26 protein-coding genes are annotated in these 26,005 nt (G+C 68.4%); 6 read left to right on the plus strand and 20 right to left on the minus strand.

Annotation, left to right across the window (positions count from 1 at the left end; translation table 11 throughout):
• Together B0W80_RS00395 and B0W80_RS00400 are read left to right on the plus strand one after the other, a co-directional pair.
• A complete protein-coding gene (locus tag B0W80_RS00395) occupies positions 1-717 on the plus strand; it encodes a response regulator transcription factor (RefSeq protein WP_076997245.1) in 717 nt (238 codons plus the stop codon).
• Positions 714-2,198 carry a HAMP domain-containing sensor histidine kinase gene (locus B0W80_RS00400; protein ID WP_076997113.1) on the plus strand — a complete coding sequence of 495 codons (1,485 nt, stop codon included), beginning with the start codon at positions 714-716 and terminating at the stop codon, positions 2,196-2,198. Before B0W80_RS00395 ends, B0W80_RS00400 begins: the two co-directional genes overlap by 4 nt.
• 51 nt (positions 2,199-2,249) lie before the next feature.
• Here B0W80_RS00400 and B0W80_RS00405 read toward each other — a convergent pair whose 3' ends face one another.
• The 12 genes from B0W80_RS00405 to B0W80_RS00460 all read right to left on the minus strand — a co-directional run bounded on the left by B0W80_RS00405 (position 2,250) and on the right by B0W80_RS00460 (position 14,018).
• On the minus strand, positions 2,250-3,530 hold the full coding sequence (locus tag B0W80_RS00405; RefSeq protein WP_076997114.1) for an amidohydrolase family protein: 1,281 nt from the start codon (positions 3,528-3,530) through the stop codon (positions 2,250-2,252).
• Between the two features lie 3 nt (positions 3,531-3,533).
• Positions 3,534-4,454 carry an ABC transporter permease gene (locus B0W80_RS00410; RefSeq protein WP_076997115.1) on the minus strand — a complete coding sequence of 307 codons (921 nt, stop codon included), beginning with the start codon at positions 4,452-4,454 and terminating at the stop codon, positions 3,534-3,536.
• On the minus strand, positions 4,445-5,506 hold the full coding sequence (locus B0W80_RS00415) for an ABC transporter permease (RefSeq protein WP_179106794.1): 1,062 nt from the start codon (positions 5,504-5,506) through the stop codon (positions 4,445-4,447). Before B0W80_RS00415 ends, B0W80_RS00410 begins: the two co-directional genes overlap by 10 nt.
• Complete coding sequence (locus tag B0W80_RS00420) at positions 5,506-7,050, minus strand: ABC transporter ATP-binding protein (protein ID WP_076997117.1); 1,545 nt, start codon at positions 7,048-7,050, stop codon at positions 5,506-5,508. The genes B0W80_RS00415 and B0W80_RS00420 overlap by 1 nt, the downstream gene beginning before the upstream one ends.
• A 5-nt stretch (positions 7,051-7,055) precedes the next feature.
• Positions 7,056-8,057, minus strand: a complete 1,002-nt coding sequence (locus B0W80_RS00425) for a BMP family protein (protein ID WP_076997118.1) — start codon at positions 8,055-8,057, stop codon at positions 7,056-7,058.
• A 22-nt stretch (positions 8,058-8,079) separates the two neighbouring features.
• Positions 8,080-8,709, minus strand: a complete 630-nt coding sequence (upp, locus tag B0W80_RS00430; RefSeq protein ID WP_076997119.1) for a uracil phosphoribosyltransferase — start codon at positions 8,707-8,709, stop codon at positions 8,080-8,082.
• A gap of 53 nt (positions 8,710-8,762) precedes the next feature.
• Positions 8,763-10,172: a URC4/urg3 family protein gene (locus B0W80_RS00435; RefSeq protein WP_083745107.1), complete on the minus strand. Its 1,410-nt coding sequence runs from the start codon at positions 10,170-10,172 to the stop codon at positions 8,763-8,765.
• Positions 10,169-11,500 carry a GTP cyclohydrolase II gene (locus tag B0W80_RS00440; protein ID WP_076997120.1) on the minus strand — a complete coding sequence of 444 codons (1,332 nt, stop codon included), beginning with the start codon at positions 11,498-11,500 and terminating at the stop codon, positions 10,169-10,171. Before B0W80_RS00440 ends, B0W80_RS00435 begins: the two co-directional genes overlap by 4 nt.
• An 85-nt stretch (positions 11,501-11,585) precedes the next feature.
• Positions 11,586-12,083, minus strand: a complete 498-nt coding sequence (locus B0W80_RS00445) for a DoxX family protein (protein WP_076997121.1) — start codon at positions 12,081-12,083, stop codon at positions 11,586-11,588.
• Positions 12,084-12,095: 12 nt separating this feature from the next.
• A complete protein-coding gene (locus B0W80_RS00450; protein ID WP_076997122.1) occupies positions 12,096-12,857 on the minus strand; it encodes a DNA-binding domain-containing protein in 762 nt (253 codons plus the stop codon).
• A complete protein-coding gene (locus tag B0W80_RS00455; RefSeq protein ID WP_076997123.1) occupies positions 12,854-13,705 on the minus strand; it encodes a DUF692 domain-containing protein in 852 nt (283 codons plus the stop codon). The genes B0W80_RS00450 and B0W80_RS00455 overlap by 4 nt, the downstream gene beginning before the upstream one ends.
• Before the next feature lie 22 nt (positions 13,706-13,727).
• A complete protein-coding gene (locus B0W80_RS00460; protein WP_076997124.1) occupies positions 13,728-14,018 on the minus strand; it encodes a DUF2282 domain-containing protein in 291 nt (96 codons plus the stop codon).
• Positions 14,019-14,194: 176 nt separating this feature from the next.
• Here B0W80_RS00460 and B0W80_RS00465 point away from each other — a divergent pair, with 176 nt between their 5' ends.
• Both B0W80_RS00465 and B0W80_RS00470 read left to right on the plus strand, forming a co-directional pair.
• Positions 14,195-14,749 carry a sigma-70 family RNA polymerase sigma factor gene (locus B0W80_RS00465; RefSeq protein WP_076997125.1) on the plus strand — a complete coding sequence of 185 codons (555 nt, stop codon included), beginning with the start codon at positions 14,195-14,197 and terminating at the stop codon, positions 14,747-14,749.
• Positions 14,746-15,387 carry a DUF1109 domain-containing protein gene (locus B0W80_RS00470; protein ID WP_076997126.1) on the plus strand — a complete coding sequence of 214 codons (642 nt, stop codon included), beginning with the start codon at positions 14,746-14,748 and terminating at the stop codon, positions 15,385-15,387. Before B0W80_RS00465 ends, B0W80_RS00470 begins: the two co-directional genes overlap by 4 nt.
• Positions 15,388-15,411: 24 nt before the next feature.
• Here the strand turns inward: B0W80_RS00470 and B0W80_RS00475 are convergent, their stop codons facing one another.
• From B0W80_RS00475 to B0W80_RS00510, 8 genes are all read right to left on the minus strand, one after another.
• Complete coding sequence (locus B0W80_RS00475) at positions 15,412-15,852, minus strand: TA system VapC family ribonuclease toxin (protein WP_076997127.1); 441 nt, start codon at positions 15,850-15,852, stop codon at positions 15,412-15,414.
• Positions 15,842-16,081, minus strand: coding sequence for a DUF6364 family protein (locus B0W80_RS00480; protein ID WP_076997128.1), 240 nt, complete (start codon positions 16,079-16,081; stop codon positions 15,842-15,844). Before B0W80_RS00480 ends, B0W80_RS00475 begins: the two co-directional genes overlap by 11 nt.
• 120 nt (positions 16,082-16,201) lie before the next feature.
• On the minus strand, positions 16,202-19,267 hold the full coding sequence (locus B0W80_RS00485; protein ID WP_076997129.1) for an efflux RND transporter permease subunit: 3,066 nt from the start codon (positions 19,265-19,267) through the stop codon (positions 16,202-16,204).
• A gap of 1 nt (position 19,268) precedes the next feature.
• Positions 19,269-20,333 carry an efflux RND transporter periplasmic adaptor subunit gene (locus B0W80_RS00490; RefSeq protein ID WP_076997130.1) on the minus strand — a complete coding sequence of 355 codons (1,065 nt, stop codon included), beginning with the start codon at positions 20,331-20,333 and terminating at the stop codon, positions 19,269-19,271.
• Between the two features lie 68 nt (positions 20,334-20,401).
• Positions 20,402-21,871 carry an efflux transporter outer membrane subunit gene (locus B0W80_RS00495; protein ID WP_076997131.1) on the minus strand — a complete coding sequence of 490 codons (1,470 nt, stop codon included), beginning with the start codon at positions 21,869-21,871 and terminating at the stop codon, positions 20,402-20,404.
• Complete coding sequence (locus B0W80_RS00500) at positions 21,872-22,486, minus strand: TetR/AcrR family transcriptional regulator (protein ID WP_076997132.1); 615 nt, start codon at positions 22,484-22,486, stop codon at positions 21,872-21,874.
• A gap of 293 nt (positions 22,487-22,779) precedes the next feature.
• Positions 22,780-22,989, minus strand: coding sequence for a hypothetical protein (locus B0W80_RS00505; RefSeq protein WP_076997133.1), 210 nt, complete (start codon positions 22,987-22,989; stop codon positions 22,780-22,782).
• Positions 22,990-23,387: 398 nt separating this feature from the next.
• Positions 23,388-24,932: a helicase HerA-like domain-containing protein gene (locus B0W80_RS00510; RefSeq protein ID WP_076997134.1), complete on the minus strand. Its 1,545-nt coding sequence runs from the start codon at positions 24,930-24,932 to the stop codon at positions 23,388-23,390.
• 110 nt (positions 24,933-25,042) lie between these two features.
• Between B0W80_RS00510 and B0W80_RS00515 the strand changes: the two genes are divergently transcribed.
• The gene (locus tag B0W80_RS00515; RefSeq protein WP_218668860.1) at positions 25,043-25,351 is read left to right on the plus strand and encodes a phosphopantetheine-binding protein; all 309 of its coding nucleotides are present in this window, start codon (positions 25,043-25,045) and stop codon (positions 25,349-25,351) included.
• A gap of 3 nt (positions 25,352-25,354) precedes the next feature.
• Positions 25,355-25,993, plus strand: coding sequence for a hypothetical protein (locus B0W80_RS00520; RefSeq protein ID WP_076997136.1), 639 nt, complete (start codon positions 25,355-25,357; stop codon positions 25,991-25,993).
• Positions 25,994-26,005 lie beyond the last annotated feature (12 nt).

Raw genomic sequence — 26,005 nt, forward strand, 5'->3', positions numbered from 1 at the left:
ATGACCACCGCCCGTCGCGTACTCCTCGTCGAAGACGACGCCCACATCGCCGACCTGCTTTCGTTGCACCTGCGCGATGAGGGCCTGGAGGTCGTGCATTGCGCGCGTGGCGACGAAGGGCTGCTGCAACTGGAACGCGGCGGCTGGGATGCACTGGTGCTCGACCTGATGCTGCCCGGCGTCGACGGGCTCGAGATCTGCCGCCGCGCGCGCGCCATGGCGCGCTACACGCCCATCATCATCATCAGCGCGCGGGCGAGCGAGGTGCACCGCATCCTGGGCCTGGAGATCGGCGCCGACGACTACCTGGCCAAGCCGTTCTCGGTGCTCGAACTCGTCGCGCGCGTGAAGGCGCTGCTGCGCCGCGTCGATGCGCTGGCGCAGAACGCGCGCCTCGACACGGGCAGCCTGTCGATCGGCGGGCTGACGATCGATCCGGTCGCGCGCGACACGCGGCTGGACGGCACACGGCTCGACCTCACCCCCCGCGAATTCGACCTGCTGTATTTCTTCGCTCGCCAGCCGGGCAAGGTCTTCTCGCGCATGGACCTGCTCAACGCGGTGTGGGGCTACCAGCACGAAGGCTACGAACACACCGTCAACACGCACATCAACCGGCTGCGCGCCAAGGTCGAGGTCGACCCGGCGCAACCCGCGCGCATCCTCACCGTCTGGGGGCGCGGCTACAAGTTCGCGGAACCGGAGGCAACGGCATGAGGCTGACGCTGACACAGCGACTGTCGCTGGTGTTCGCGCTGCTGCTGCTGGTGTGCAGCGGCACGTCGGCGTGGATGCAGCTGCGCTCGAACCGCATGCACGAGCTGGAGGTGGTGCAGGGCTTGTCGCGCGACGTGGCCGAGAGCATCGCGCGCGACGCCCAGCTCACGGACGCCAACGGGCTGATGCCGAACGCCGTGCGCAACCTGTTCAACCAGCTCATGATGGTCAACCCGAGCGTGGAGGTCTACCTGCTCGAGCCCGATGGCCGCATCGCCGGCCATGCGGCGCCCGAGGGCCGCCTGCGCCGCGACCGCGTGGACCTGGCGCCCTTGCGTCAACTGCTCGACGGTGCCGCCCTTCCCATCCTGGGGGACGACCCGCGCAGCGCCGACGGCCGCAAGGTGTTCAGCGCCGCACCGCTGCGCGTGGCCGGGCGGGACGTGGGCTTCATCTACGTCGTGCTCCTGGGCGAAGCGCACGACTCCTTCGCGGCCCGCGGGTCCACCAACGCCGTGCTGAAGACCGCGCTGTGGTCCATCGGGATGGTGGCGCTGCTGTGCCTGGCGGCGGGGCTGTTCGCGTTCACGCTCATCACGCGGCCGCTGCGGCGGCTGACCGAGTCGGTGAGGCAGTTCGACATGAATGGCCCGCCGCCCGAGCTGGTGGCCCCCGCGCCAGGCTCGGCAGTGAACAGCCGCGACGAGATCGCGGTGCTGGATACTGCCTACCGCCAGATGGTGGGGCGCATCGGCGAGCAGTGGAAGGCGCTGACGCGCCAGGACCAGGAACGCCGCGAGCTGATCGCCAATGTCTCGCACGACCTGCGCACGCCGCTGTCGTCCCTGCATGGCTATCTGGAAACCCTGCTCCTCAAGGACGCCGTGCTCGACGCGCCGGCGCGTCGGCGCTATCTGGAGATCGCCATCGACCAGAGCCGCCGCGTGGGCGACCTGGCGCAGAGCCTGTTCGAGCTTGCACGTCTGGAATACGGTTTCGTGCAACCCGCGCCCGAACAGTTTTCGATGATCGATCTCGTCCAGGACGTGTTCGAGAAGTTCGAGCTGCGAGCGGAGTCCAGGCGCATCAAGCTCGAAGCCGTCTTCCCGCCCCATCTGCCGCCGGTCAGCGCCGACCTGGGCTTGATCGAGCGGGTGCTGAGCAACCTGCTCGACAACGCCTTGCGCCACACGCCCGAAGCCGGGCGCATCGAGGTGAGGCTCGCCGCGCCATCGGGCGATGCGCTGGACGTGACGGTCAGCGACACCGGACCAGGCATTGCGCAGGAGCTCCGGGAAGGCCTGTTCCAGCGACCTTTTACCGTTGGTGGCGCAAGGCGCGATGGCGGGCTGGGCCTGCGCATCGTCCACCGGATTCTCGAACTGCACGGCCGGGCGATCGCGTTGGTGGATTCGGCAGGCCAGGGAACCTGCTTCAAGTTTTCGCTGCCCGTCGCGGCGGAGCGCAGCCCGGTGGCGTAGCGATCGGAACTGCTGGCTTTCATCGCGGCGCGACCGGGCACGCGCGCCGTCTCAGCGTTTCGCCGTCATCCAGCTCGTCGCCCCAGGCCGTCCCGGCAACTGCAGCGTGGCCATGGCCGCCGGCGTCTCGGCCAGAAGGCGCCCCTGCCGCCACACCTTGAGCCGCGTCGCGCGCAGCCGGATCGCCTCGACCGGGTCGCGCGCCTGCAGCAGCACGAAGCTGGCGTCGCGGCCCGCGTCGAGCCCGTAGCCTCCGAGCCCGAAGACGCGGGCGGCATTCGCAGTCACCGCATCGAAGCACTGGCGGATGCCTTGCTGGCTGGTCATCTGCGCCACGTGCAGGCCCATGTGCGCCACCTCCAGCATGTCGCCCGAGCCCATGCCGTACCACGGGTCCATCACGCAGTCGTGGCCGAAGGCGACGTTCACGCCTTGCGACATCAGTTCGGGCACGCGCGTCATGCCGCGCCGCTTGGGGTAGGTGTCGTGGCGGCCCTGCAGCGTGATGTTGATCAGCGGGTTGGCCACCACGCTCACGCCGGCCTCGGCGATCAGCGGCAGCAGCTTGCTGACGTAGTAGTTGTCCATCGAATGCATGGACGTGCAGTGCGAGCCGGTCACGCGCCCCTGCAGCCCCAGGCGCTGCGCCTCGAAGGCCAAGGTCTCGATGTGGCGCGACAGCGGGTCGTCGGATTCGTCGCAGTGCATGTCCACCGGCAACCCGCGCTCGGCCGCCAGTTCGCACAACAGCTTCACGCTGGCGGCGCCGTCGGCCATGGTGCGCTCGAAATGCGGAATGCCGCCGACCACGTCCACGCCCTTGTCGAGCGCGCGCTTCAGGTTGTCGACACCGCCGGGCGAGCGCAGAACGCCGTCCTGCGGAAATGCCACCAGCTGCAGCGTGAGGTAGGGCGCCACGCGCTTCTTCACCTCGAGCAGCGCGTCGACCGCCAGCAGGCTAGGGTCACTCGTGTCCACGTGGGTGCGGATGGCCAGCAGCCCTTTCGCCACCGCCCAATCGCAATAGGCCAGGGCACGCTCGATCAGCGCCTCGGCCTTGAGCAGCGGCTTGAGCTCACCCCACAACGCGATACCTTCGAGCAGCGTGCCGCTCTGGTTGACGCGCGGCAGGCCGTAGCTCAGCGTGGCGTCCATGTGGAAATGCGGGTCGATGAAATGCGGCGCGACCAGCAGGCCGGCGGCATCCACCTTGTCTTTGGCGGGTGCGTCGAGTCCGGCCGTCACCTCGGCGATGCGGCCGTCCTGCACCGCGATCGACATGCCGGTGCGGCCGTCGGGCAGCGTGGCGTCGTGTACCAACAGGTCGAGCATGGTCTAGCGTTCTCCCTTGCGATAAGGCTTCATCAGGGCCTGCGGATAGCCGGCCTTGCGCGCCACCAGCACCAGCGCCACGATCGACAGCACATAGGGCAGCATCAGGTACAGCTGGTAGGGCAGCAGCGCGTCGCCCGATTGTTGCAGCCGCAGCTGCAGGGCGTCGAAGAAGGCGAAGAGCAGGGCGCCCAGCAGGGCCTTGCCGGGCCGCCACGAGGCGAACACCACCAGCGCCACGCAGATCCAGCCGCGCCCGTTCACCATGTTGAAGAAGAAGGCGTTGAAGGCCGACAGCGTGAGGAAGGAGCCCGCCACGCCCATCAGCGCCGATCCGGCGACGATGGCACCCGTGCGCACGGCCGCCACCGACACGCCCTGGCCCTCGGCCGCCTGAGGGTTCTCGCCCACCATGCGCAGCCCCAGGCCCAGCGGCGTGCGGTAGAGCACATAAGCCAGCAGTGGCACCAGCAGCAGCGCCAAAAGCGTGAGCGGCGTCTGGGCGTCGAGCACCGGAATGTGCAGCCACTCCATCGGCGCGAAGGGCGTCACCGTCGGCGGCGTGTTCACCTTCGGAAAACTCACGCGGTAACCGTAGTAGCTCAGCGCCGTGGCCAGCAGCGTGATGCCCAGCCCCGACACGTGCTGCGAAAGCGCGAGGCCCACCGTGAGAAACGCGTGCAGCAACCCGAGCACCGCGCCCGTGAGCGCCGCCACCGCGACCCCGCCCCACAGCGGCGCGCCCGCGTACACGGCGAGCCAGCCCGCGAAGGCGCCCGCGACCATGATCCCTTCGATGCCGAGGTTGAGCACGCCCGCGCGCTCGCACAGCAACACGCCCAGTGTGCCGAAGACCAGCGGCGTGGCAATGCGCAGCACGGCCACCCAGAAGGCCTGGTTGGAGAGGATGTCGGCTATTTCCATCGAACCCTGTACTGGGTGAGCAGCGTGGCCACCAGCACCGCGATCAGCGATGCCGCCACGATCACGTCGGCGATGTACGTCGGCACGCCGATGGCGCGGCTCATCGTGTCCGCGCCCACCTGCACGCCGGCCACGAACACGCCGGCGGCCAGCACGCCCAGCGGATGAAGCCCGGCCAACATGGCGATCACGATGCCGCTGTAGCCGTAGCCCGGGGACATGTCGAGCGTGACGTAGCTGGTGCGGCCCGCGACCTCGATGGCGCCGGCCAGCCCCGCGAGCGCACCCGACAGCAGTGCCACCAGCACGACAGTGCGCGTGACCGGCACGCCGGCGAAGGCTGCCGCACGCGGATTGGCCCCGAGCGCTCGGATGTCGAAGCCGATCACCGTGTACTTGAAAAGCACCCAGGTCAGCACCGCGAGCACGCCAGCCCACAGCAGCCCCGTGTGAACCCGGGTCTGCGCGATCAGGCGGCCCAGCTCCAGTTCGGACTGCAAGGACACGCTCTGCGGCCAGCCCATCGCGCTCGGGTCTTTCATGGGCCCGTCGAGCAATGCCGAGACGCCGAGCAGCACGATGAAGTTGATCAGCAGCGTTGTGACGACCTCGTCCACGCCCAGCCGGTTCTTCATGAGCGCCGGGCCCAGCAGCAGCAGGGCGCCCACGCAGGCGGCAGCGGCCATCATCAGCGGGAACAGCACCAAGGCCGGCAGTTCGAAGCCGGCCCCGCCGTGCATGCCGCCCACCGCCACCGCGGCCAGCGCGCCGCCGTAGAACTGCCCTTCGGCGCCGATGTTGAAAAGCCGGGCCTTGAAGGCCACGGTGGCGGCGAGGCCGGTCAGGATGAGCGGCGTGGCGCGCGTCAGGGTCTCGCTCAACGCGAAGACCGAGCCGAAGCCGCCCTGCAGCAGCAAGCCGTAGGTGCGGCCCACGGGCGCGCCTGCCCACAGCACCAGCAAGGCGCTGATCATCAGCGTGAAGCCGACGGCACCGACCGGCGCCAGCAGCAGCGCGGTGCGCGAGCTCTCGTGGCGTCGCTCCAGCCGCATCATGTGGCGGTTCCCGCCATCGCCAGGCCGATGGCCTCGCGTGTCCAGTTCGAAGCCGGCCGGGGCTCGCCCAGATGGCCACCGTGCATCACCGCGACCCGGTCGCCCAGTGCGAGCACTTCGTCAAGGTCGTCGGAGATCAACAGCACCGCGGCGCCCGCATCGCGCGCCGCGATGAGCTGTTGCTGAACGTAGGCGACCGCGCCGATGTCGAGGCCCCAGGTGGGCTGGTGCGCGACGATGAGGCGTGCTGCCTTGTGCTTCGCGCCTTCCGGTGCCAGCAGCGCACGGCCCAGGATCAGCTTCTGCATGTTGCCGCCCGACAGCGAGCGCGCCGGTGCGTCCAGCCCCGCGCCGCGCACGTCGAAGGCCTTCTCGATGTGCTTCGCATGCGCGCGTGCGGCTGCGCGCCGCACCCAGAGCAGGCGCGAGAAGGCAGGGTGCCGAAGCCGCTCGGACACCGCGTTCTCCCACACCGCCAGGTCGCCGACCACGCCGACCGCATGCCGGTCTTCGGGAATGCGCGCCACGCCGCGATGCACCAGGCGCGCCGGCGCGGCAGCGAGCGGGCGGCCCATCAGCTGTGCCGTGCCGGAAGTCGCGCGGCGCGTGCCGCACAAGAGTTCGGCGAGCGCGACCTGGCCGTTGCCCGAGACACCGGCCACCGCGGTGATCTCGCCGGCGCGCAGCGTGAGCGTCACGTCATGAAGCCGGTCGTGCCCGTCGCCAGCGGTGCGTACGTGGTCGAGCACGCACACCGCATCGCCCACCTGCCGTGCCGGCGTGCGGGCCACCCCTTCGACCGCATGGCCTACCATCCACAGCGCCAGCTGTGCCGCAGTGGTGTCACGCGTCGGCGCCTCGGCCACCAGCCGCCCGCCGCGCAGCACCGCCACGCGATGCGACACGTGCAGCACCTCGTCCAGCTTGTGGCTGATGAAGATGATCGACAGGCCCTGCGCCACCATCTGCGACAACGTGCCGAACAGCGCCTCGCTTTCCTGCGGCGTCAGCACGGCGGTGGGCTCGTCGAGGATGAGGATGCGTGCGCCGCGGTAGAGCGCCTTGATGATCTCCACCCGCTGCCGCTCGCCGACCGACAGGCTGCCCACACGCGCGTCGGGCTGCACCGGCAGGCCGAAGCGCTGCGACACGTCGAGCAGCTTCGCCCGCGCGGCCGAGCGCCGGGAGAAGGGCTGCCACAGCGGCTCGCTGCCCATCATCACGTTGTCGAGCACGCTCAGGTTGTCGGCCAGCGTGAAATGCTGATGCACCATGCCGATGCCCGCTTGCAGGGCGGCACGCGGTTGACCGGGTATCAGCGGCCGGCCGAAGACCTCGATGTCGCCTTCGTCCGCGACGTAGTGGCCGAACAGGATCGACATGAGCGTGGACTTGCCCGCCCCGTTCTCGCCCAGCAGGGCCAGCACTTCTCCGCCGGCGAGTTCGAGCGAGATGGCGTCGTTGGCGACGAGCGTGCCGAAGCGCTTGGTGATGCTTCGCAGTCTCAGGACCGTGTCTGGCTCTTTCTCCCGCTGCCGCATCGTGCCTACTTGGCCGTCGATTTCGGCTGGCTGTCGTCCACCTTCACCGTGAACTTGCCGGCCAGGATGTCGGCCTGCTTCGCCTTGACCTTGCTCATGATGTCGGCCGGTATCTTCTTCTCGAAGGTGCCGAGCGGCGCGAGCTCCGATCCCTTGTGCTTCATGTGCGAGTACACGCCGTAGTCTTCGGCCGTGAACTTACCTTCCTTCACCAGCTTGATCGCGCGGTCGGCCGAAGGCTCGAAGTTCCACAGCGCGGAGGCGACCACGGTGTCGGGGTATTTGTCCTGCGTGTCGATCACGTTGCCGATGGCGAGCTTGCCCTTTTCCTTGGCCGCATCGCTCACGCCGAAGCGCTCGGCGTACATCACGTCCGCGCCCTTGTCGATCATCGCGAAGGCGGCTTCCTTGGCCTTCGGCGGGTCGAACCAGCTGTTGATGAAGCTCACGCTGAACTCCACCTTCGGATTCGTTTCCTTCGCGCCCGCCATGAAGGCGTTCATCAGCCGGTTGACCTCGGGAATGGGAAAGCCGCCGACCATGCCGATGCGGTTGCTCTTGGTCATGCCGCCGGCCACCATGCCCGACAGGTAGGCCGGCTCCTGGATGTAGTTGTCGAAGACCGAGAAGTTGGGTGCCTGCGGCTTGAGCGACGAGCCCATCAGGAAGGCCGTCTTCGGGAAGTCCTTGGCCACCTTGCGCGCGGCCGCCTCGACGCCGAACACCTCGCCCAGGATCAGCTGGTTGCCGGCCTGCGCGTACTCGCGCATCACGCGTTCGTAGTCGGCGTTGGCGACGTTCTCGGTGGCCTTGTATTCGATCTCGCCGCGGGCCTCGGCTGCCTTCAGTGCCTTGTGGATGCGGCCCACCCATTGCTGCTCGAAGGGCACGGTGTAGACCGCCGCCACTTTCAGCTTGGCTTGCGCGAAGGCAAGCCCGGGGGCGCCAGACGCAAGGGCCGCAGCGACGGCGATGGAACGGACGATCAATTGGCGGCGTAGGGGCACAGAATTCTCCTCGAGGGCGTTGTTACTTGGTTCCGAAAATGCGGTCGCCGGCATCGCCCAGGCCCGGCAGGATGTAGCCGTGGCTGTTGAGCTCGCGGTCGATGGCCGCGGTGTAGATCGGCACGTCGGGGTGCGCCGCCTGCATCGTGCGCACGCCCTCCGGGCAGGTCAGCAGGCAGACGAACTTGATCGACTTCGGGTTCAGCTCCTTGAGCCGTTCCACCGCCGCCACCGCGGAGTTGCCGGTGGCCAGCATCGGGTCGACCACGATGCAATCGCGCTCTTCCATCTCGCCGGGCATCTTGAAGTAGTACTCCACCGCGGTCAGCGTCTTCGGGTCGCGGTACAGGCCGATGTGCCCCACGCGTGCGCCGGGCACCACGCTGAGCATGCCGTCCAGAATGCCGGTGCCCGCGCGCAGGATCGACACCAGCACGACCTTCTTTCCGTCGATCACCTTGGCGTGCATGGTCTCGAGCGGGGTCTCGATCTCGATGTCCTGCATGGCCATGTCGCGCGTGACCTCGTAAGCCATGAGCATGCTGATTTCGTTGAGCAGGCGCCTGAAGCTGTTGGTGCTGGCTTCCTTGCGGCGCATCAGCGTGAGTTTGTGCTGGACGAGGGGATGGTCGACGAGATGGACGTTGCTCATGAATGTTTTGTCTTGGCGTTGCGAAAGGGGTTGGAGTCTGGAAGACGTGCTGCCTAGAAGACCGTGCCGTCGCTCTCGATGCGCAAGGGTGGCGTTCCACCACGCAAGCGCTGTGCCAGCGCGCGGCCGGCAGCCCAGGTGCCGCCTTCGAGCACGCGCGCGAGCGGCAGCTCTTCTTCGCTGCGGCCCAGCACCTTGCGAACGCGCGGCGCGAGCTCGTCGAGCAGCGCGATCGTCAGGGCGCGCCACTCGACGATGAATTCGTCGCCCACCGTCCAGTCGCGCTCGAGCAGCGCCGGGTCGCGCGGCACCAGCACGTGGCTGTCGAGCAGCAGGCCGCCGTTGCGGTACTCGGGCAAGGCAGTCAGGGCATCGAGATGGCGCACCTTCACGCCGGCCCATTCGAAGGGCTCGATCAGCGAATACGTCAGCCATTGCGACAGCTTGTGAAAGGGCATCCAGCCGTTGGTGAGCCCCGGCCCGCGCACCGCGCCGTGGCGCCAGCAGTCGCCCAGCGCCAGCGCAGGATCGTCGGGCGCAACGCCGCCGGCCGCATCTGCAGCGCGGGTGCCGCCGCTGTCGATCACGTTGGCGGCCGGCCAGATGCGCGAGAGCGATTGCAGCAGCAGCGACAGGATGTCGTGCGCCGTCGTCTCTGCCGTCGGCGGCGTGGCCGGGCCGAAGGGACTGACCAGCGCATCGAACATCCCGCCGGGACGCCCGTCCTGCCCGAAGACCTCCGGCTGTTCGCTCATCACCTCACCCAAGCGGCGCAGCAGCGTCGCGCGGCCGGAGAGCCCGACCAGCTGGTTCATGTCGTTGACCTGGAAGGCGTCGCCCAGCCGGTCGGTGACCAGCCCGCGCAGGCCGACCGCATCGACCTGCAGCGGCCGGTCGGGATTGGACGAGAACAGGCCGCTGGTGAAAGCATGGAAGCTGGCCACGCCCAGGCCCTCGGAGCGGCCGAAGCGCTTGCCGGTGGCCGGCTCGGTGTAGTGCCACAAGGGGCCGGCGCCGGCGTCGAGCAGCACGCTGACCACGGCCAGGTCGATGTGGGCACGGGCGCGCTGTGTCGGGGCCAGGTCGCCCAGCAGTCGATTGAGCTCGCCGAGCCTGTCGACACCGCCGGCTTCGAAGTGGCGCCAGCGGCTGTGGTACGGAATGGTGTGCTTGGGGTAGCGTTCGCGCGTCACGTCGGCGACCGATTTCGCCATGCCTTCGAGCGCCGATTCGTCGCCGATGGTGAACCACTGCGACTCGCCGCGCCGTGCGCGCGCCAGCAGGGCGTCGGCACGGATGCGGATGGCGCGCGTGGTGCGCAGGAAGGCCGCGGCGCCGGCCGGCCGGCTGGTGTCCTCGACGAACTCCAGCGCCGGGTCGACGTGCCCGTCCGCATCGGCATGGCGAACGGCGGCGTTGGCGGTGGGGCGGTCGGGGTCGAGGCCGTAGTTGTCCTTGGTCATGAATCGAGGGTCCTTCCCTTGGCTTTCTTGAGTTCTTCGGCATCGGGCACGATGCCGGGCGTGAAGTAGCCGGCAGCCATCTTGGCGTCCATCTCCACGCGCGCGTCGGCCGGGATCAGCTCGTCGGGGATGTTGATGCGTTCGCCGATCTCGATGCCCGAGCCGACGATGGCGTCGAACTTCATGTTGCTCATCGACACCAGCCGGTGGATCTTGCGGATGCCCAGCCAGTGGAAGACGTCGGGCATCAGCTCCTGGAAGCGCATGTCCTGCACGCCAGCCACGCACTCGGTGCGCGCGAAGTACTGGTCGGCCGTGTCGCCACCCACCTGGCGCTTGCGTGCGTTGTAGACCAGGAACTTGGTCACCTCGCCGAGCGCGCGGCCTTCCTTGCGCGAATAGGCGATCAGGCCCACACCGCCGCGCTGCGCGCCGCGAATGCATTCCTCGATGGCGTGCGTCAGGTAGGGCCGGCAGGTGCAGATGTCGGAGCCGAACACGTCGGAGCCGTTGCACTCGTCGTGGATGCGCGCGGTGAGCTCGACATCGGGGTTGGCCAGGTCGCGCGGGTTGCCGAAGATGTAGAGCGTCTGCCCGCCGATGGGTGGCAGGAAGACCTCGAGGTCGGAGCGCGTCACCAGCTCGGGATACATGCCGCCGGTCTCTTCGAAGAGCACGCGGCGCAGGTCGGTTTCGGAGCAGCCGAAGCGCTTGGCCACCTCGGGCAAGTACCACACGGGCTCGACCGCGGCCTTGGTGACCAGCGCGGCGCCGCCCGGCGTGAGGAACTTGCCGTCGGCTTGCAGCCGGCCCTTCTGCAGCCCCTCGATGACCTCGGGCAGGATCACGTGCGCCTTCGTCACGGCGATGGTGGGGCGGATGTCGTAGCCCGCGGCCAGCTCGGTGGCGAAGGCGTCGGCCACCACCGCGCCCCAGGGGTCGAGCGAGACGATGCGCCCCGGCTCGCCCCACTGCGGGTAGGGCCCGATCACGTCGGTCGGCGCGGTGTTGGTCAGGTCGGCCTTGTGCTCGCGCTTGAGGGCACCGGCCGCCACGGCCAGTGCGCGGTACACGCTGTAGGAGCCGCTGTGCGTGCCGATCACGTTGCGGTGGGCGCGCTTGGTGGTGGTGCCGACCACCGGGCCGCGTTCGGCCGCGGTCGGCGCGCCCCACTGGATCGGCAGGGCTCCGAATCCGCCCGCATGGGATGTCAGGCGGATGTGGGAGCGCTGCGGTGTGCTCGGCGCGGAAGGCACTGAAGAGGAGGGCTCGGGGGAAGTCGGGGAAAAGGTCGGTGAAGAAGGAGTCGGAACGGCGTCGACGGACATTGCAGGCCCTCAAAAAACACAATGTAGCGAGGGTGTCCGTGGCTGGCAAGCCGCGGTTTGCGGGCCGCGGCGCGTCGCTTGCTCTTCACCGCAGGCGCAACAGCCGGTCGAGCGAGAAGCCGCCCGCGCCGCGGCCGACCAGGTAGAGCAGCAGGGCGGCCCACGAAAGATGCGTCGGCCAGGCGTCCGGGTAGACGAAGACCTGGATCACCAGCGTCATGCCCAGCAGCGCCAGCGCCGAGAGCCGCGTGGCCAGGCCCAGCACCAGCAGCACCGGGAACAGGTGTTCGGCGTAGGCCGCGAGATGGGCCGCGATTTCCGGCGGCACCAGGGGCAGCTTGTACTCGGTGCGGAACAGCTCGTAGGCGCCCGGGGTCAGCATGAGGAAGCCTTCGACCTTGGTACGGCCCGACAGGAAGAAGATGGCCGCGATGCTCAGGCGCGATGCCAGTGCCAGCAGGTCATGGGTCACGAGCCGCGAGAGCAGGTCGGCCGCATCGTTCCAGCGCGCACGGAGGCCGTGTGCAGGCGCGTCGGCAAGAGGGGTGGCGGTGGCGGTCGGGGAGGCAGGTTGGGCGTTCATGATGGTCCTCGTTCAGCGGTGGTCTCGGGAATGGTCGGTGGTGGTGAAAGCGCCAGCGCGCAGCAATGACGCAAGCAGGGCGGCGATGTCGGCATCGGCATCGACCGCGAGCGCGCGCTCGGCCGCTGCGGCCAACGGCTCGCCGCCTGCACAGGCGTCGAGAAAAGCACAGGCAGGCTGGTCGATGCCGCACCAGTTCACGCTGTCGAAGGGGCGCGTCATGAGCGCGCCTTCTCCGCGCCAGGCGAGTTCCGATTCGTCCGGCGCCGCGCTTCGGTTGCGTGCCCAGATGCTGTAGACGGGTTGGTCGTCGAACCAGGCCCAGCGCGTTGCCGGATGCGGGCGCAGCACCAGGGCCGCGAGTGCATCCGGTTCATGTCGCGCGAGCCACGCGGTGTCGAGCGAGGCGGCGTCGCCGGCCGCATGGGCTTCGCGCCACAGCGCATCGAGCCGGGCCACGCCGGACAGATAGCTCAATCCGGCCGCGGGCTCGAAGGCTTGAAGGAATGCGGCGAAGTCGTCGCCGTAGACGAGAAGGCGCCCGTCACGCGGTGGATGGCCTGCGACGTGCAGCGCCGCGGCCGCTCGGAACCATTCGCTGCCCACCAGCCGCGCGACGGCGGGGAAGTTGGCTTCGAGCGCGTCGATGCAGCCTTTCATGACGGTGTTGCGGTAGACGGCGAAGGCCGGTTGGGCCACGAGCGCCTGCACCGCCGGGTCGTCGACCGTGTCAGGCGCAAAGAGGGCGTGCGCGAATGCGTCGTGAAAGCTCATGCCGCGGCCTCTTCGGCGTGGACGGGCGTGGCCATTGCAGCGTGGGCCGTGGCACGTTCGCGCATCAGTTCGTCGAAGGCCGGCACCTGGCCGTCGCGTTCGATCAGCGTCGGCCGCGGGCCGGCGCGCTCCACGAATCGCCGATAGAGCCGCCAGACTTCCGTCGCCACGGGTGCATCGTGCGAGTCGATGAGCAATGCGGCGCCGAGCGTCGGATCCTGCGAATGGCCGGCCAGGTGGATCTCGCTGACCGGCGCGGCCGGAAAGCGGTCGAGCCAGTCTTCGGCCGAGTAGCCCAGGTTGCAGGCGGACACGTGGACGTTGTTGATGTCCAGCAGCAGCGTACAGCCGGTGCGGCGGACCAACTCCGTGAGGAAGTCGATCTCGTCCCATGCATGGCCGTCGAAGCGCAGGTAGTGGGAGGGGTTCTCGATCGCGATAGGCCTTGCCAGCGCGTCCTGCGTGCGGCCGACGTGGGCCGCGATGCGGTGCAGCGCCTCGGTCGTGCGTGCGAAGGGCAGCAGGTCCGGCAGGTAGCCGCCGCGCCATGTCGACCAGGCCAAGTGCTCCGAGACAAGCGTGGGCTCGATGCGTCGCGCCAGCGCCGCCAGCCGCCGCAGCTGCGCCGCATCCGGCTTCGTCTCGCCAGCGAGAGAGAGCGAAACGCCATGCAGCGAAACCGGGTGGTGCCGACGCACGGCTTCGAGCCAGGCCAGCCGCGGACCGCCCGCCACCATGTAGTTCTCGGGATGCACTTCGAACCACAGGCCATCGGCACGCGCCGACAGCGCCGCATCGAAGTGCTCCGGTTTGAGGCCGAGGCCGGCCCCGAGCGCCTGCGAGGTCATGGTGACGGGCGGCGCGCTGGCATCAGGACTTGATCGGCATCAGCGAGCCCATGCCCTTCGGCGTCTTGATCGCGGCGCAGGTGCCGGCCGGCACGTTCTTCCAGGCATTGCCCTGGTAGTCCATCTTCGCGGTACCGGCGCAGGTGGTGCCGGGGCCGGCTGCGCAGTCGTTCTTGCCGGCCATCGAGACGCCGTAGCATTTCTCCATCGCGGGCATCTTGTCGGCCATCGGCTTGGTGTCTTGCGCCAGGGCGTTGCCGGCGGCGAGGGCGCCCAGGGCGAGGGCGGTGATGGCGAGAGGGCGAGTGATCATGGAAGTGCTCCAGTGGTGAAGTTGAGGTTGTCAACCGTGCCGTCATTGCGCGGTCGTCACTACTTCGCGGGTTCGAAGAAGGCAGTTACAGCGCGCGGCACAATGCGCCGGATTTCTTTTTTTCTTCGTGCCTGTAACCCGATCGGGCCCGGGCGCGAATGACCGGTGGGAGCCCGATGGCAAAGAGCGAAGCGGAAGTGGTGCTGCACGAGCTGTTCGTGCGTGGCCTGGACGGCGACGCCGCGGCCTATCGCGCCTTTCTTCAGAAGCTCAGCGCCCATTTGCGCGCCTATCTGGCCCGGCGCCTGTTCGGCTGGCCGGACGAAGTGGAAGACCTTGTCCAGGAGTGCCTGCTCGCGATGCACAACCAGCGCCACACTTACCAGAGCGACCAGCCGCTCACGGCCTGGGTGCATGCGATCGCGCGCTACAAGATGATCGACCTGCTGCGCGCCAAGTCCAGCCGCGAGGCGTTGCACGTTCCGCTCGACGACGACCTGGCCGTGTTCGCCGACTCGGCCACCGAGGCCAGCGACGCGCGGCGCGACCTGTCGGGGCTGCTCGAGACCTTGCCCGACCGGCACCGCCTGCCGATCGTGCATGTGAAGCTGCAGGGCCTGTCGGTGGCCGAGACGGCGCGGCTCACCGGCATGTCGGAATCGGCCGTGAAGGTGGGCATCCACCGCGGGCTCAAGGCCCTGGCCCTCAAGATCGGAAAGACCTCGACATGAAGACAGACGAACTCGTGGCGCTGCTCGCCGCCGATGCCGAGCCCGTGCCGCGCCAGGCCGCCTCGCGCCGCTTCGCCTTGGCGCTGGCCTTGGGCCTGCCGCTGTCGATCGGCATCATGGCTGTCGAATACGGCGTGCGGCGCGATCTGGTGCAGACATTGTTTTGGCCGATGTTCTGGATCAAGCTGCTGTTCCCGATCTGCATGGCCGTCGCAGGTTTCGTGGTCGTCCAACGCCTCGCGCGCCCCGGCGTGCGCGTGCGCGCCGCGTGGCTGGGCCTGCTGATGCCCGTGCTGCTGATATGGGCGATCGGCCTCGCAAGCTGGCTGGACGCGCCTACCGACGACCGCGCCGCCATGGTGTGGGGCCAGACCTGGCGCAGCTGCGTCTTCAACATCTCGCTGATCACGCTGCCCGTGTTCGTGGCCTCCTTGTTCGCGCTGAAGAGCCTGGCGCCGACGCAACCGGCGCTCGCCGGCGCAGCCGCGGGCATCATGTCCGCTGGTGCGGGTGCCGCGGTCTATGCGCTGCACTGCCCGGAACTGGCGGCGCCTTTTCTCGGGATCTGGTACGTGATCGGGATGGCGCTGCCGGCGGCGGCGGGGGCGGTGATCGGGTATCGGGTGTTGCGGTGGTGAGCAAGTCGAGCGCCACGCGGCCGGCTAGGAGGCGATCCCGAGCCGCGTGAACTGCGTTCGAGGCAGCAGGCGCCTGAAATCCGAGTCGAAACTGACCACATGCTCGCCTTGGTGAATTGCCGCTGCGGCCAGCCAGGCGTCCGGCAGGTCATTGCCTGCAAGCTTCATGTCGGCGCACAACTGGCGCAGGTGAGGCCATTCGGGCCCCAACGATGGCACTTCGACGCCGGGAGCGGCCAATATCGCCTCGATGAACCGCAGGGCATTGGCCGTTGGCGTGGGGTTCAGGAAGATCTTGGGATTCGTCACCAATCGCAGGAAGCTCGCGAGCACCATCGGCTGCAATTTGAGGCGTGTGCCGCGGTTTGCATCGCCAAGCGCCTGTTCCAACCACTCGTTCGCAGCTTTGTGATGCGGGTGATCGCTGCGGGAGGCAGCCACCAGGATGTTGACGTCAGGCGTCACGGTCGGCGGCGTCCAGCATTGCCTTGTTGCTGAGCCCATCCAAGCCCGGTGCCAGTCCACCCTTGCCGCGGAACACCGGGAGACGGACGCGCTTTGCAGGCGCCTTTTGAGCGCGCAGGCGCATCTGGAGTCCTTCTTCGATCAAACGCGTCAGGCTTGTGCGCTGTTGAACGGCCAAGGTCTTGGCTTCCGTCAACAAAGCATCATTCAGGTCGAGAGTGGTTTTCATGCTGCGTCGCGAGCGTACAGATTTCTGTAGTGTATCGCCCACGGGCATCGCCGAGTCCGCTTCACATACAGGTCGGTGCTGCAGCCCGAGTGACGCCGAAGAAGCGGGGCCCCCCGCACCTCATTGAAACTGGCCTTCCGCACCGATGCCCTTGTGCGTCACGAAGCGCGCGAGCTTCGGCGTCAGCCATAGCTCCGCGTCTTCCACGAATTCGTAGACCACGGGTACCAGCACCAGCGACAGCAGGGTCGAGCTGATCAGTCCGCCAATGACCGCCAGTGCCATCGGCACGCGGAACTCCGAACCCTCGCCGATGCCCAGCGCGGTCGGCAGCATGCCTGCCGCCATCGCGAAGGTCGTCATCACGATCGGGCGCGCGCGTTCGCGGCAGGCCTGCACCAGGGCCTCGTGCTGGCTCGCGCCGTCGCGTTCCGCCTCGATCGCGAACTCGACCAGCAGGATGGAGTTCTTGGCCGCCAGACCCATGAGCATCAACAGGCCGATGAGTGCGGGCAGGCCGAGTTCGGCGCCGCCGATCAAGAGGCCGAGAAACGCGCCGGCCAGCGACAGCGGCAGCGCCGCGAGAATGGTGATCGGCTTGAAGAAGCTGCGGAACAGCAGCACCAGCACCGCGTAGATCATGCCGATGCCGGCCGCGAGCGCGAGCCCGAAGCTCTTGAACAGCTTGAGCTGGTTTTCGCTGTCGCCATAGGCCGGGTTGCGCACGCCCTCGGGCAGGTTCTTGAGGATCGGCAGCGCATGGATGCGGGCCAGGCCCTGGCCGAGCGAGACGCCGGACAGTTCGGCTTCGACCATGGCGCGGCGCTCGCGGTCGTAGCGCTCGATGCGCGCCGCGCCCGCCTGGAAGCTGATTTCGGCGACCGTCGACAGCGGCACGGTCGACCCCGAGCTGGTGGGCACGCGCAGGGACTGGATGACGTCGAGGTCGCCGCGCGATGCATCGTCGAGCCGCACCCGCACGGTCAGGCGCTCGGTACCGGCATTGAACTTGGCCGAGCTGGCGTCGATGTCGCCGATGGTGGCGACACGGGCGATCGCCGCGACCGCTTCGGGCGTGACGCCCAACCGAGCTGCCTCCGACGGCTTCAGGCGAATGACCAGTTCGGTGCCAGGGCGCAGGGTCGCCTCGCGCACGTTTGCCAGCTCGGGCAGCTCGCGCATCTGCCGCGCCAGCTCGGTCGACGACTTTTCGAGCGCCGGGCCGTTCTCGCTCGACAACAGGATCTGCACCGTCGTGCTGCCGCCTTGTCCGCTCAACGCAAAGCCGAGCCGCACGTCGGGAATGGCCGAGAGCAGCGGACGGATGTCGGCCTGGAACTCCTGCGTCGTCATGCGGCGGTCGTCGCGCAGCAGCACCGTCACGCCGCTGGTTCCGCTCTTGGCGGCATCGTTGGCGATGGTGACGAAGACCGTCTTCACCTCGTCGCGCTGCTTCAGTTCGCGCGTGAGCCGGCTCGACGCGACCTGCAGGTCGTCGATGGTCGAGCCGGGCCCGCCTTCCACCGTGATCTGCACGATGCCGTTGTCCGACGGCGGCGTGAAGCCAGTGGGCAGCAGGCTCGCGAGAAAGAGCGAGCCGATGAAGATCGCCGAGCCGAGGCCGAGCGAGATCCAGCGGTGGTCGAGCGCCCAGTCGAGCGAGCGCCGGTACCAGCCCACGAACGGCTTCTGCGGATGCGCATGTGCCTCGGGCGCCAGGAAGTAGGCGCACATCAGCGGCGTGAGCATGCGCGCCACGACCAGCGACGACAGCACCGAAACGGCCACCGTGATGCCGAACTCGAAGAAGAACTGGCCGATGAAGCCGCCGAGGAAGGACACCGGCATGAACACGACCACGATGGCGAGCGTGGTCGCCGTCACCGCCAGCCCGATGGCGTCGGAGCCCTCGAACGCGGCGTGGAAAGGCGATTCGCCGGCCTGGATGCGCTTCTGGATGTTCTCGATCTCGACGATCGCGTCGTCGACCAGGATGCCGATCACCAGGGTCAGCGCAAGCAGCGTGATCATGTTCAGGCTGAAGCCCATCAGGTGCATGACCGCGAAGGTGGGGACCAGCGAGATCGGCATGGCCAGCGCCGCGATGGCGGTCGCGCGCCAGTCGCGCAGAAAGGCCAGCACCACCAGCGCGGCGAGCAGCATGCCTTCGAGCAGCGTGTGGACCGTGGCGTCGAAGCTGTGCCGCGTGTTCTCGGCCGACGAGACGATCGGCGTGAAGGTGACGCCCGGATGCTTCTTCGCCAGCTTGTCGACGGCCGCGAGGGTGGCCGTCTCCACGTCCACGTCGGATGCCGCATTCGTCTTCATCACCTGGAAGCCGACCACCGGCGACCCGTCGAGCAAGGCCAGGCCCGTGCGTTCGGCCGCACCGCTGCCGACGTTGGCCACGTCGCCGAGCTGCACCGTGCGGCCGCCGCCGGTCGGAATCACGAGCTGGCGAAGGCTGTCGACGCTCTGCGCCGCGTTCAGCACGCGCACGGTCTGCTGGTGGCCGCCGATCTGCGTGATGCCGCCGCCGATGTCGGTGCTGAAGCCTCGCAGCGCGTCGTTGACCTGCGGCGCGGTCAGCCCCAGTGCCTCGAGCCGGGCGGGGTCGAGCGTGATGTTGATCTCGCGTTCGACACCGCCGACACGCGCGACCTGGGCCACGCCGTCGGCGCTGATCAATGCGCGCGCCACCGTGTCGTCGATGAACCAGCTCAGCTCGACGTCGGACATGCCGGAGGCGGACACTGCGTAGGTCAGGATGGGCAGCGAGTCGATGTCGAAGCGGCGCACGATGGGCTCTTCGATGCCGCGCGGCAAGGCGGCCCGCACCGCATCGATGGCGGCGCGGACTTCGTCGGTCGCCTTCTGCGGATCGGCGCCCACGGCGAACTCGACCGTCGTCGCCGATGCGCCCGGCGACACCGTCGAACTCACGTGGGCGACGTTGGCGATGTTCGACACCGCGCCTTCGACTTCGCGCGTGACCTGGGTCTCGACCTCGGTCGTCGCCGCGCCCGGCAGCGACACGCTCACCTGCACGATGGGGAACGAAACGTCGGGGAACAGCTTGATGGGCAAGGCCAGGTAGCCCGCGAGGCCCGCGATCAGCAGCGCGATGAAGAGCACGCTGACCGGAATCGGGTTCTTGATCGACCATGCGGAGATGCCGAGCTTCATGTCACTTCGCTCCGCTCGCGGCCGGCTGGCCGAGTCCCGGCTTCACCAGGTCGCCGTCGATCAGGAAGGCACCGCCCGCCAGCGCGACCTGCGTGCCGATGGGCGGGCCCTGCACCAGCTCGACGCGCCCGCGCGAACGCTGGCCGGTCTTGACCGGCATGCGGTGCGCGCGGTTGTCGGCGCCGATGACGATCACCGACGGGCCGCTGGCTTCGAAGTGAACGGCCTTTTCGGGCACGACGGCGACCGGCGCGGCGCCGCTCGCGAAGGTCGCGCGCGCGAAGCCGCCCACGCGCAGCATGCTCGCGGTCGGCATGGCCACCCGCACGCGGCCGAGCTTGGTCTGGGGATCGATGCGCGGGCTGATCAGGCGCACCGTGCCGTCGACGTCGGTGCCGTCGGCGAGCGTCACCTTCACCGCCTGGCCGGGCCGCACACCGAGGATGGCGATCTCCGGCACCTCGGCGTCGAGTTCGACCTCGTTGTCCCGGACGACACGGAACATCGGCTCGCCGCTCGACAGCGAGCCCGGCCGCACGGTGCGCTCGACGACCATGCCCGACACGGGCGCGCGAACGGTCATCTGCCCGATCTGGGTTTCGAGTTCGCGCAATTGCGCTGTTGCGATGCGGGCCTGGCTTCGACGACTTCCGATGTCTTCGTCGGAGATGACGCCGGTGCTGTCCAGACCTTCGACGCGGTCCGCTTCGGCCTTCGCTTTCTCGGCCTGCGCCCGCGCCTGCGCGACGCGCTGGCGCAGCAGCGCATCGTCGAGCACGGCCAGGGCCTGGCCGGCCTTCACCTGGGCGCCTTCTTCGACGAAGACACGCAGCACGCGCACGCCGGCCTGCTCGACGCCGACCGCCGCCTCTTCGCGCGCAACGAGCAGCCCCGATGCCGTGGTCGTGGCGGCGAGTGCTTCGCTTGCGACCTGCGCGACCGAGACGGTGCGAGGCACCTCGGCCGCGCGCTTGGGTTGGGCTTCGCCCGAACAGCCGGCGAGCAGAAGGGCAGGGCCGGCAGCCAGCAGGAGCGCGACGACGCTGGGCGCAAAAGATCGGTTCATGGTTCGGGGACGTTCTGTACGAAATTTCAGGATCGGCGAAATCGCCGGGATCGCCGGCATCGGCGGGCTCACTCGGATGAATCGGCGCCTGGCGCAGTCCATCCGCCGCCCAGCGACTTGAAGGCCTGGACCGAGCCCAGAAGCCTGTCGACCTTCGCGGTGGTGAATGCGGCGCGCGAGCCGCGCCACGCGGCCTCGGCATCGAGCAGGCTCTGCAGGTCGCCCAGGCCGCGCCGGTACCGCGTCTCCGCCGCGTCGAAGGCGCGTCGGGCACGTGCTTCGCCGTCCTGCAGGATGGCCACGCGTTCGTGCGCGGCTTCCAGGCGCACGAAGGCCTGGTCGGCTTCGGCGAAGGCTGTCTGCACGGCCTTCTCATAGGCGACGACGGCCTGCATGCCGCGCGCGCTCTGGATGTCGAGCGCGGCCATCAGCCGGGGCCGGTCGAGCACCGGGATGTTCAGGCCTGCGCCGAGCGTCCAGAAGGCGAGCCGCGTGTCGAAGGTGCCGCGCTGCTGCGATACGCCGATGGACGGTTGCAGCGTGAGCGTCGGGAAGAAGTCGAGTTCGGCCAGGCGCACGGACGCGCGAGCGCTTTCGACGCGGGCGTGTGCCTGCCGTACGTCGGGTCGGCGTTCGAGCAGGTTGCCTGGCACGGTGGCGGGCACGCCCGGCGGCGCGCCCAGGCCATCGCTCGCGCCTTGATCGGCCGCGATGCGGTCGATCGGGCCGAGGCCGTCGCCGGCCAGCACCAGGACGGCACGGCGCGTTGCGTGTAGCTCCGCCTCCAGCCCCATTCGCTGTGCAAGGCTGCGTGCGACCTCGGCACCGACGCGGTCGGCTTCGGACGCGGCAGACAGGCCCCGTTCGACCCGGCGGTCGAGCAACTCGAGCAGCGCGCCCTGGATGCGTTCGTTCGCACGCGCGTCGTCCAGCCGAGCCGCCAGGCCGCGGGCTTCGAACAAGGTCTGCGCCACCTGGGCCGCGAGCGCCGCCCGCGATGCCTCGTAGTCGAATCGCGCGGCTGCCAGGTCTGCGTCCGCCGCATCGCGCCGCGTCGTGTTGCGACCGAACAGGTCGAGCTCCCAGCTGATGGGCAGCGAGAGGCCCTGGCTCCGTGTGGTCGGTGCGATGGCGGCGGCGGACGATGCCGACCCGTCGTCGAGGCGGATGTTTCTGGTGCGCTCCACGTTGCCTTGCACTGCACCGCGCGCATCGGCGATGGACAGCGTCTGGCCGCGGATGGCGCGTGCTTCATCGAGTCGCGCCAGTGCGAGCTTGGCATCGACGCCGTTGGCGAGCGAGCGCTCCACCAGCGATTGCAACTGCTCGTCGCCGTAGCTGCGCCACCAGGCGTCGAGCGCGGCCGGTGGCAGTTCGTTCCTGGCTTGCGTGCCGTAGCTGGGAGGCAGCGTGATCTCGGGCACGCGCGGATGCTCGCCCGTGGCGCATCCCATGAGGATGGCGGCAAGCAAGCCGGCCGGCACCAGCCATGAGGCTCGGCGCGTTCGGGCCCAGGTTCGTTCGTCGTGAGGTCGCATCTAGTCCTTGATCGCGTCGCAGATCGGCAGCGTGCTGGCGGTGCGTATCGCGCGGGCGAGAAAGTCGTTGATGCTTTCCATCGTCATGACCTTCTTCTGGTTGATGACGGCATCGGTGATGTGCTCGTCCACCGTGCGCATCGCGGCGATGATGGTTGCGGCACACAGCTGCACGTCGAACTCCTCCGAATGGCGGCGTGCGCGCCGTGCGACGACCTTCGCCATTTCCGCTTGCACCTTGTGGTTGGCCATGAGCCATGCCTCGCGCAGGCCCGGCTCCATCGGCAGGCGTGCGATCAGCAGCGCGCAGAGCACGTCGTCGCTGACGTCGCGTTCCGGGCGCGTGGCCAGCGCGAAGTAGCCGTGGATGAATGCCTCGATGGTCGTGTCGAGCTTCCACTCGGACATCTGCGAGACGAAGCGGAACGACGAATGGTTGAACAGCGGTTCGACCGAGCTTTCCTTCGTCCGGAAGTAGCGCCAGAAGGTCCGCCGAGAGATGCCCGCGGCCGCGGCAATGTCGTCGGCGCTCGTCGCAGTGACGCCTTTTTCGAGAAAGAGGCGGGTGGCGTGCCGGGACACGTCCAGGCGGCTGGCTTCCTTGGTGTTGATCATTCGGGACGAGATCGAGATTGCTCGAGAATTGGCACTGAGTGCCGTAGTTTATGGCACTCAGTGTCATTTGCGGCCAGTGATGCCCAGCAACCATTCGCGGATGAGGGATAGACACCAGCCCGCGGCATTGCGAATGCGTGCGACGTCGCTCAGGGGTTATGTGCAGTGTTCGAACTTGCCCGTGGTTTACGAGAAGTCGGCGTCAGCCTGCTCCGCCACTGCTTGCTGTCGAGGTCGTGACCCTTGCCCGTCAGTCGGAGTGCCGATGACCGTGCCAAGTCCTCGAATGCGCGTCAGGGTCGCAGGTCGATCTGGATGGAGACCACAGGCACCGGCCATCCGGGTGCGTGGGCGCTGCTGCAGACGATCGCGCGCTCCACGCGAAGCAATCCGGCGTCGAGCTGGGAGCCCCAGCCCGAGGCGTGCGCTGCATCGACATAGCCGATGGGACGCCAGGTCGTCGCCAACCCGAACCAGCCATCGCAGCGCAACCATGCGCACATGGCTTCCGTCGCCGACGCACGGTCGCTTGGCCGCCGAAGCTCGACAGGGGCGCCAGGCCGGCAATGATTGCGGATCACGCGCGCGTGTCGCTCTTCGCTGGTGCCTGCAAGGGGGACGCACACCGTGCGGGGTGTCCATGAAAAAGAGGCAGTCGCGCCCGCGTGGCGTTGGCCCGCATCACGATTGCTCTCCACGTTCTCCTCCGCATGTTGCGTTGCAGCGGAGTTTAGTCGAAAGTACTACAGAAAAGGTGGCTTGCCGCGTGTGGTGCGCAGGCCTTGGCTTCCTTCGCCATGCGCCGCCGGGTCGAGTGTCGCGCTCACGACGCGTCGCGTCATGTCGCCTCACATCACGTCACGTCGAGACGCTCGAATCGATGGCTCGCATCGACTCTGGTTCAGCGCCGGGTCCGCGACTTGGCCCCGAAGATCCCGCCGAGCACCCCGCGCAAGATCTCCTTGCCCACTTGCGTCCCCATGGTCCGCATGGCCGACTTGGCCATGGTCTGGGCCAGGCCGTCGCGCTTGCCGCCGCGCGGGCCGGTGGAGCCGAAAAGGATGTCGTTGAGGCTGCCCATCACGCCGCCCGATTCTTCGGTAGCTGCGGCGCCGGGCTTGCCCGCCGGCGCAGGCGATGCACCAGGCGAAGCGGGCGCATCGGGTGCGCTGGCGGCTCGGCCCTTCAGCGTCTCGTAGGCCGACTCGCGGTCTACAGCCTTCTCGTACACGCCGGCCACGAGCGAATTGGCCATCAGGGCCTGTCGCTGCGCCGCGGTGATCGGGCCGATCTGGCTGCCCGGCGGCAGCACATAGACGCGCTCTGTAATCGAGGGCCGCCCCTTCGCATCGAGGAAACTCACCAATGCCTCGCCGACCGCCAGCTCGGTGATCGCAGCCTCGATGTCCAGCCCGGGCTTCTGCCGCATGGTGGTGGCGGTGGCCTTGACGGCCTTCTGGTCGCGCGGCGTGAAGGCGCGCAGTGCGTGCTGCACGCGGTTGCCGAGCTGGGCGAGCACGCTGTCGGGAATGTCGAGCGGGTTCTGCGTCACGAAGAACACGCCCACGCCCTTGGAGCGCACCAGCCGCACCACCAGCTCGATGCGTTCGACCAGCGCCTTGGGCGCCTCGTTGAAGAGCAGGTGCGCCTCGTCGAAGAAGAAGACCAGCTTGGGCTGGTCGGGGTCGCCGATTTCGGGCAATTGCTCGAAGAGCTCCGACAGCATCCACAGCAGGAAGGTGGCGTAGAGGCGCGGCGAGTTCATGAGCTTGTCGGCCGCCAGGATGTTGATCACGCCCTTGCCGCCCTCGATCTGCATGAAGTCCGAGATGTTGAGCATCGGCTCGCCGAAGAACTTGTCGCCGCCCTGGCTTTCGATGGTCAACAGCCCGCGCTGGATGGCGCCCACGCTGGCGGCGCTGATGTTGCCGTACTCGGTGGTGAACTGGCTGGCGTTTTCGCCCACGTGCTGCAGCATGGCGCGCAGGTCCTTCAAGTCCAGCAGCAGCAGGCCGTTGTCGTCGGCGATCTTGAACACGAGGTTCAGCACGCCGGCCTGGGTTTCGTTGAGGTTGAGCATGCGCCCCAGCAGCAGCGGGCCCATGTCGGAGATGGTGGCGCGCACGGGGTGGCCCTGCTCGCCGAACACGTCCCACAGCGTGACGGGGCAGGCGAGGGGCTCCGGCAGGTCGAGCCCGCGCTCCTTCAGCGTGGCGGCCATCTTGTCGCCGATGCGGCCCTGCTGGCTGGTGCCGGTCAGGTCGCCCTTGACGTCGGCCATGAAGACCGGCACGCCGATGGACGACAGCCGTTCGGCGATGGTTTGCAGCGTGACGGTCTTGCCGGTGCCGGTGGCGCCGGTGATGAGCCCGTGGCGGTTGGCCAGGCCCGGCAGCAGGGCGCATTCGGTGGTGTCGTGGCGGGCGATCAGAAGGGGGTCGGCCATGAGGGGCTCCGGTCGTTGCACTCGGGTGCAGTCTATCCAAGCCTTTCGGGGGTGCCTCCTATAATTCCGAGCCCGTACGTTGGTTCAATCAAAAGTTCCCGGAGTTGCTCTTGTCATCAGCCCAGTCATCCCCTTCCGCCCTCGGCGATGCGCCCGAGCAGTCCGCTCTCGAGAACGAGCTGGCCGTGCTCCTGGTCGAGTCGCTGAACCTGGAGGTCGCGCCTGCCGACATCGTGCCCACGGCGCCTTTGTACGGCGAAGGGCTGGGGCTCGATTCGATCGACATCCTCGAAGTGGCGCTCGAAGTCTCGCGCAAGTACGGCTTTCAGCTGCGCTCGGACGACGAGCGCAACCAGCAGATCTTTCAATCGCTGCGCAGCCTCGCAGCACATGTCGCCCAGAACCGCGGCGACTCCTGATCCATGTCCCGATGGCGCATGGCGCTCCTGCTGATCGCGGGGGTGGCCTATGCCGGAGCTTCCCATTGGATGATGCTCTTCCATGCCGCCGAGCCCTGGGCGGTCGGGGTGCTCCTCGGGCCGCTATGGCTGACGGCGCTGGGCCTGGCCGGTAGCCGCTTCGGCGGCTGGGGCCTGGCGGTGGCCGCGTTGGTGGGCGTGCTCGGCTTCGCGCTGGTGCTGCTCGGCGAGGCGGGCGACCCGAACCGGCTCTACATGCTTCAGCATGCCGGCATCAACGCGCTGCTGTGCGGCTGGTTCGGCGGCACGCTGCGGCGCGACCGGCTCTCGCTGATCGGCCAGTTCGCACAGCGCATCCATCCGCTGTCGCCCGCGATGCGGGACTACACGCGCCGCGTCACGCTCGTCTGGACCGTGTATTTCGCGCTCATGACCGTGGCGTCGGTCGGGGTCTATGCCACCCTGTCGTTCGCGGCCTGGTCGGTGCTGGCCAACTTGCTGTCGCCCCTGATGGTGGGTGCGCTTTTCTTCGGCGAGTATCTGTTGCGCTACCGCCTGCATCCCGAATTCGAGCGCACCCGCCTGATCGACACGGTGCGCGCCTTCTACAGTGCGCCGGCCGACCCTGCGGCGCGGCAATGAATGTGACCCGAC

Origin of the sequence: Variovorax sp. KK3, assembly GCF_001984055.1 — a bacterium.
Lineage (GTDB): Bacteria > Pseudomonadota > Gammaproteobacteria > Burkholderiales > Burkholderiaceae_C > Variovorax.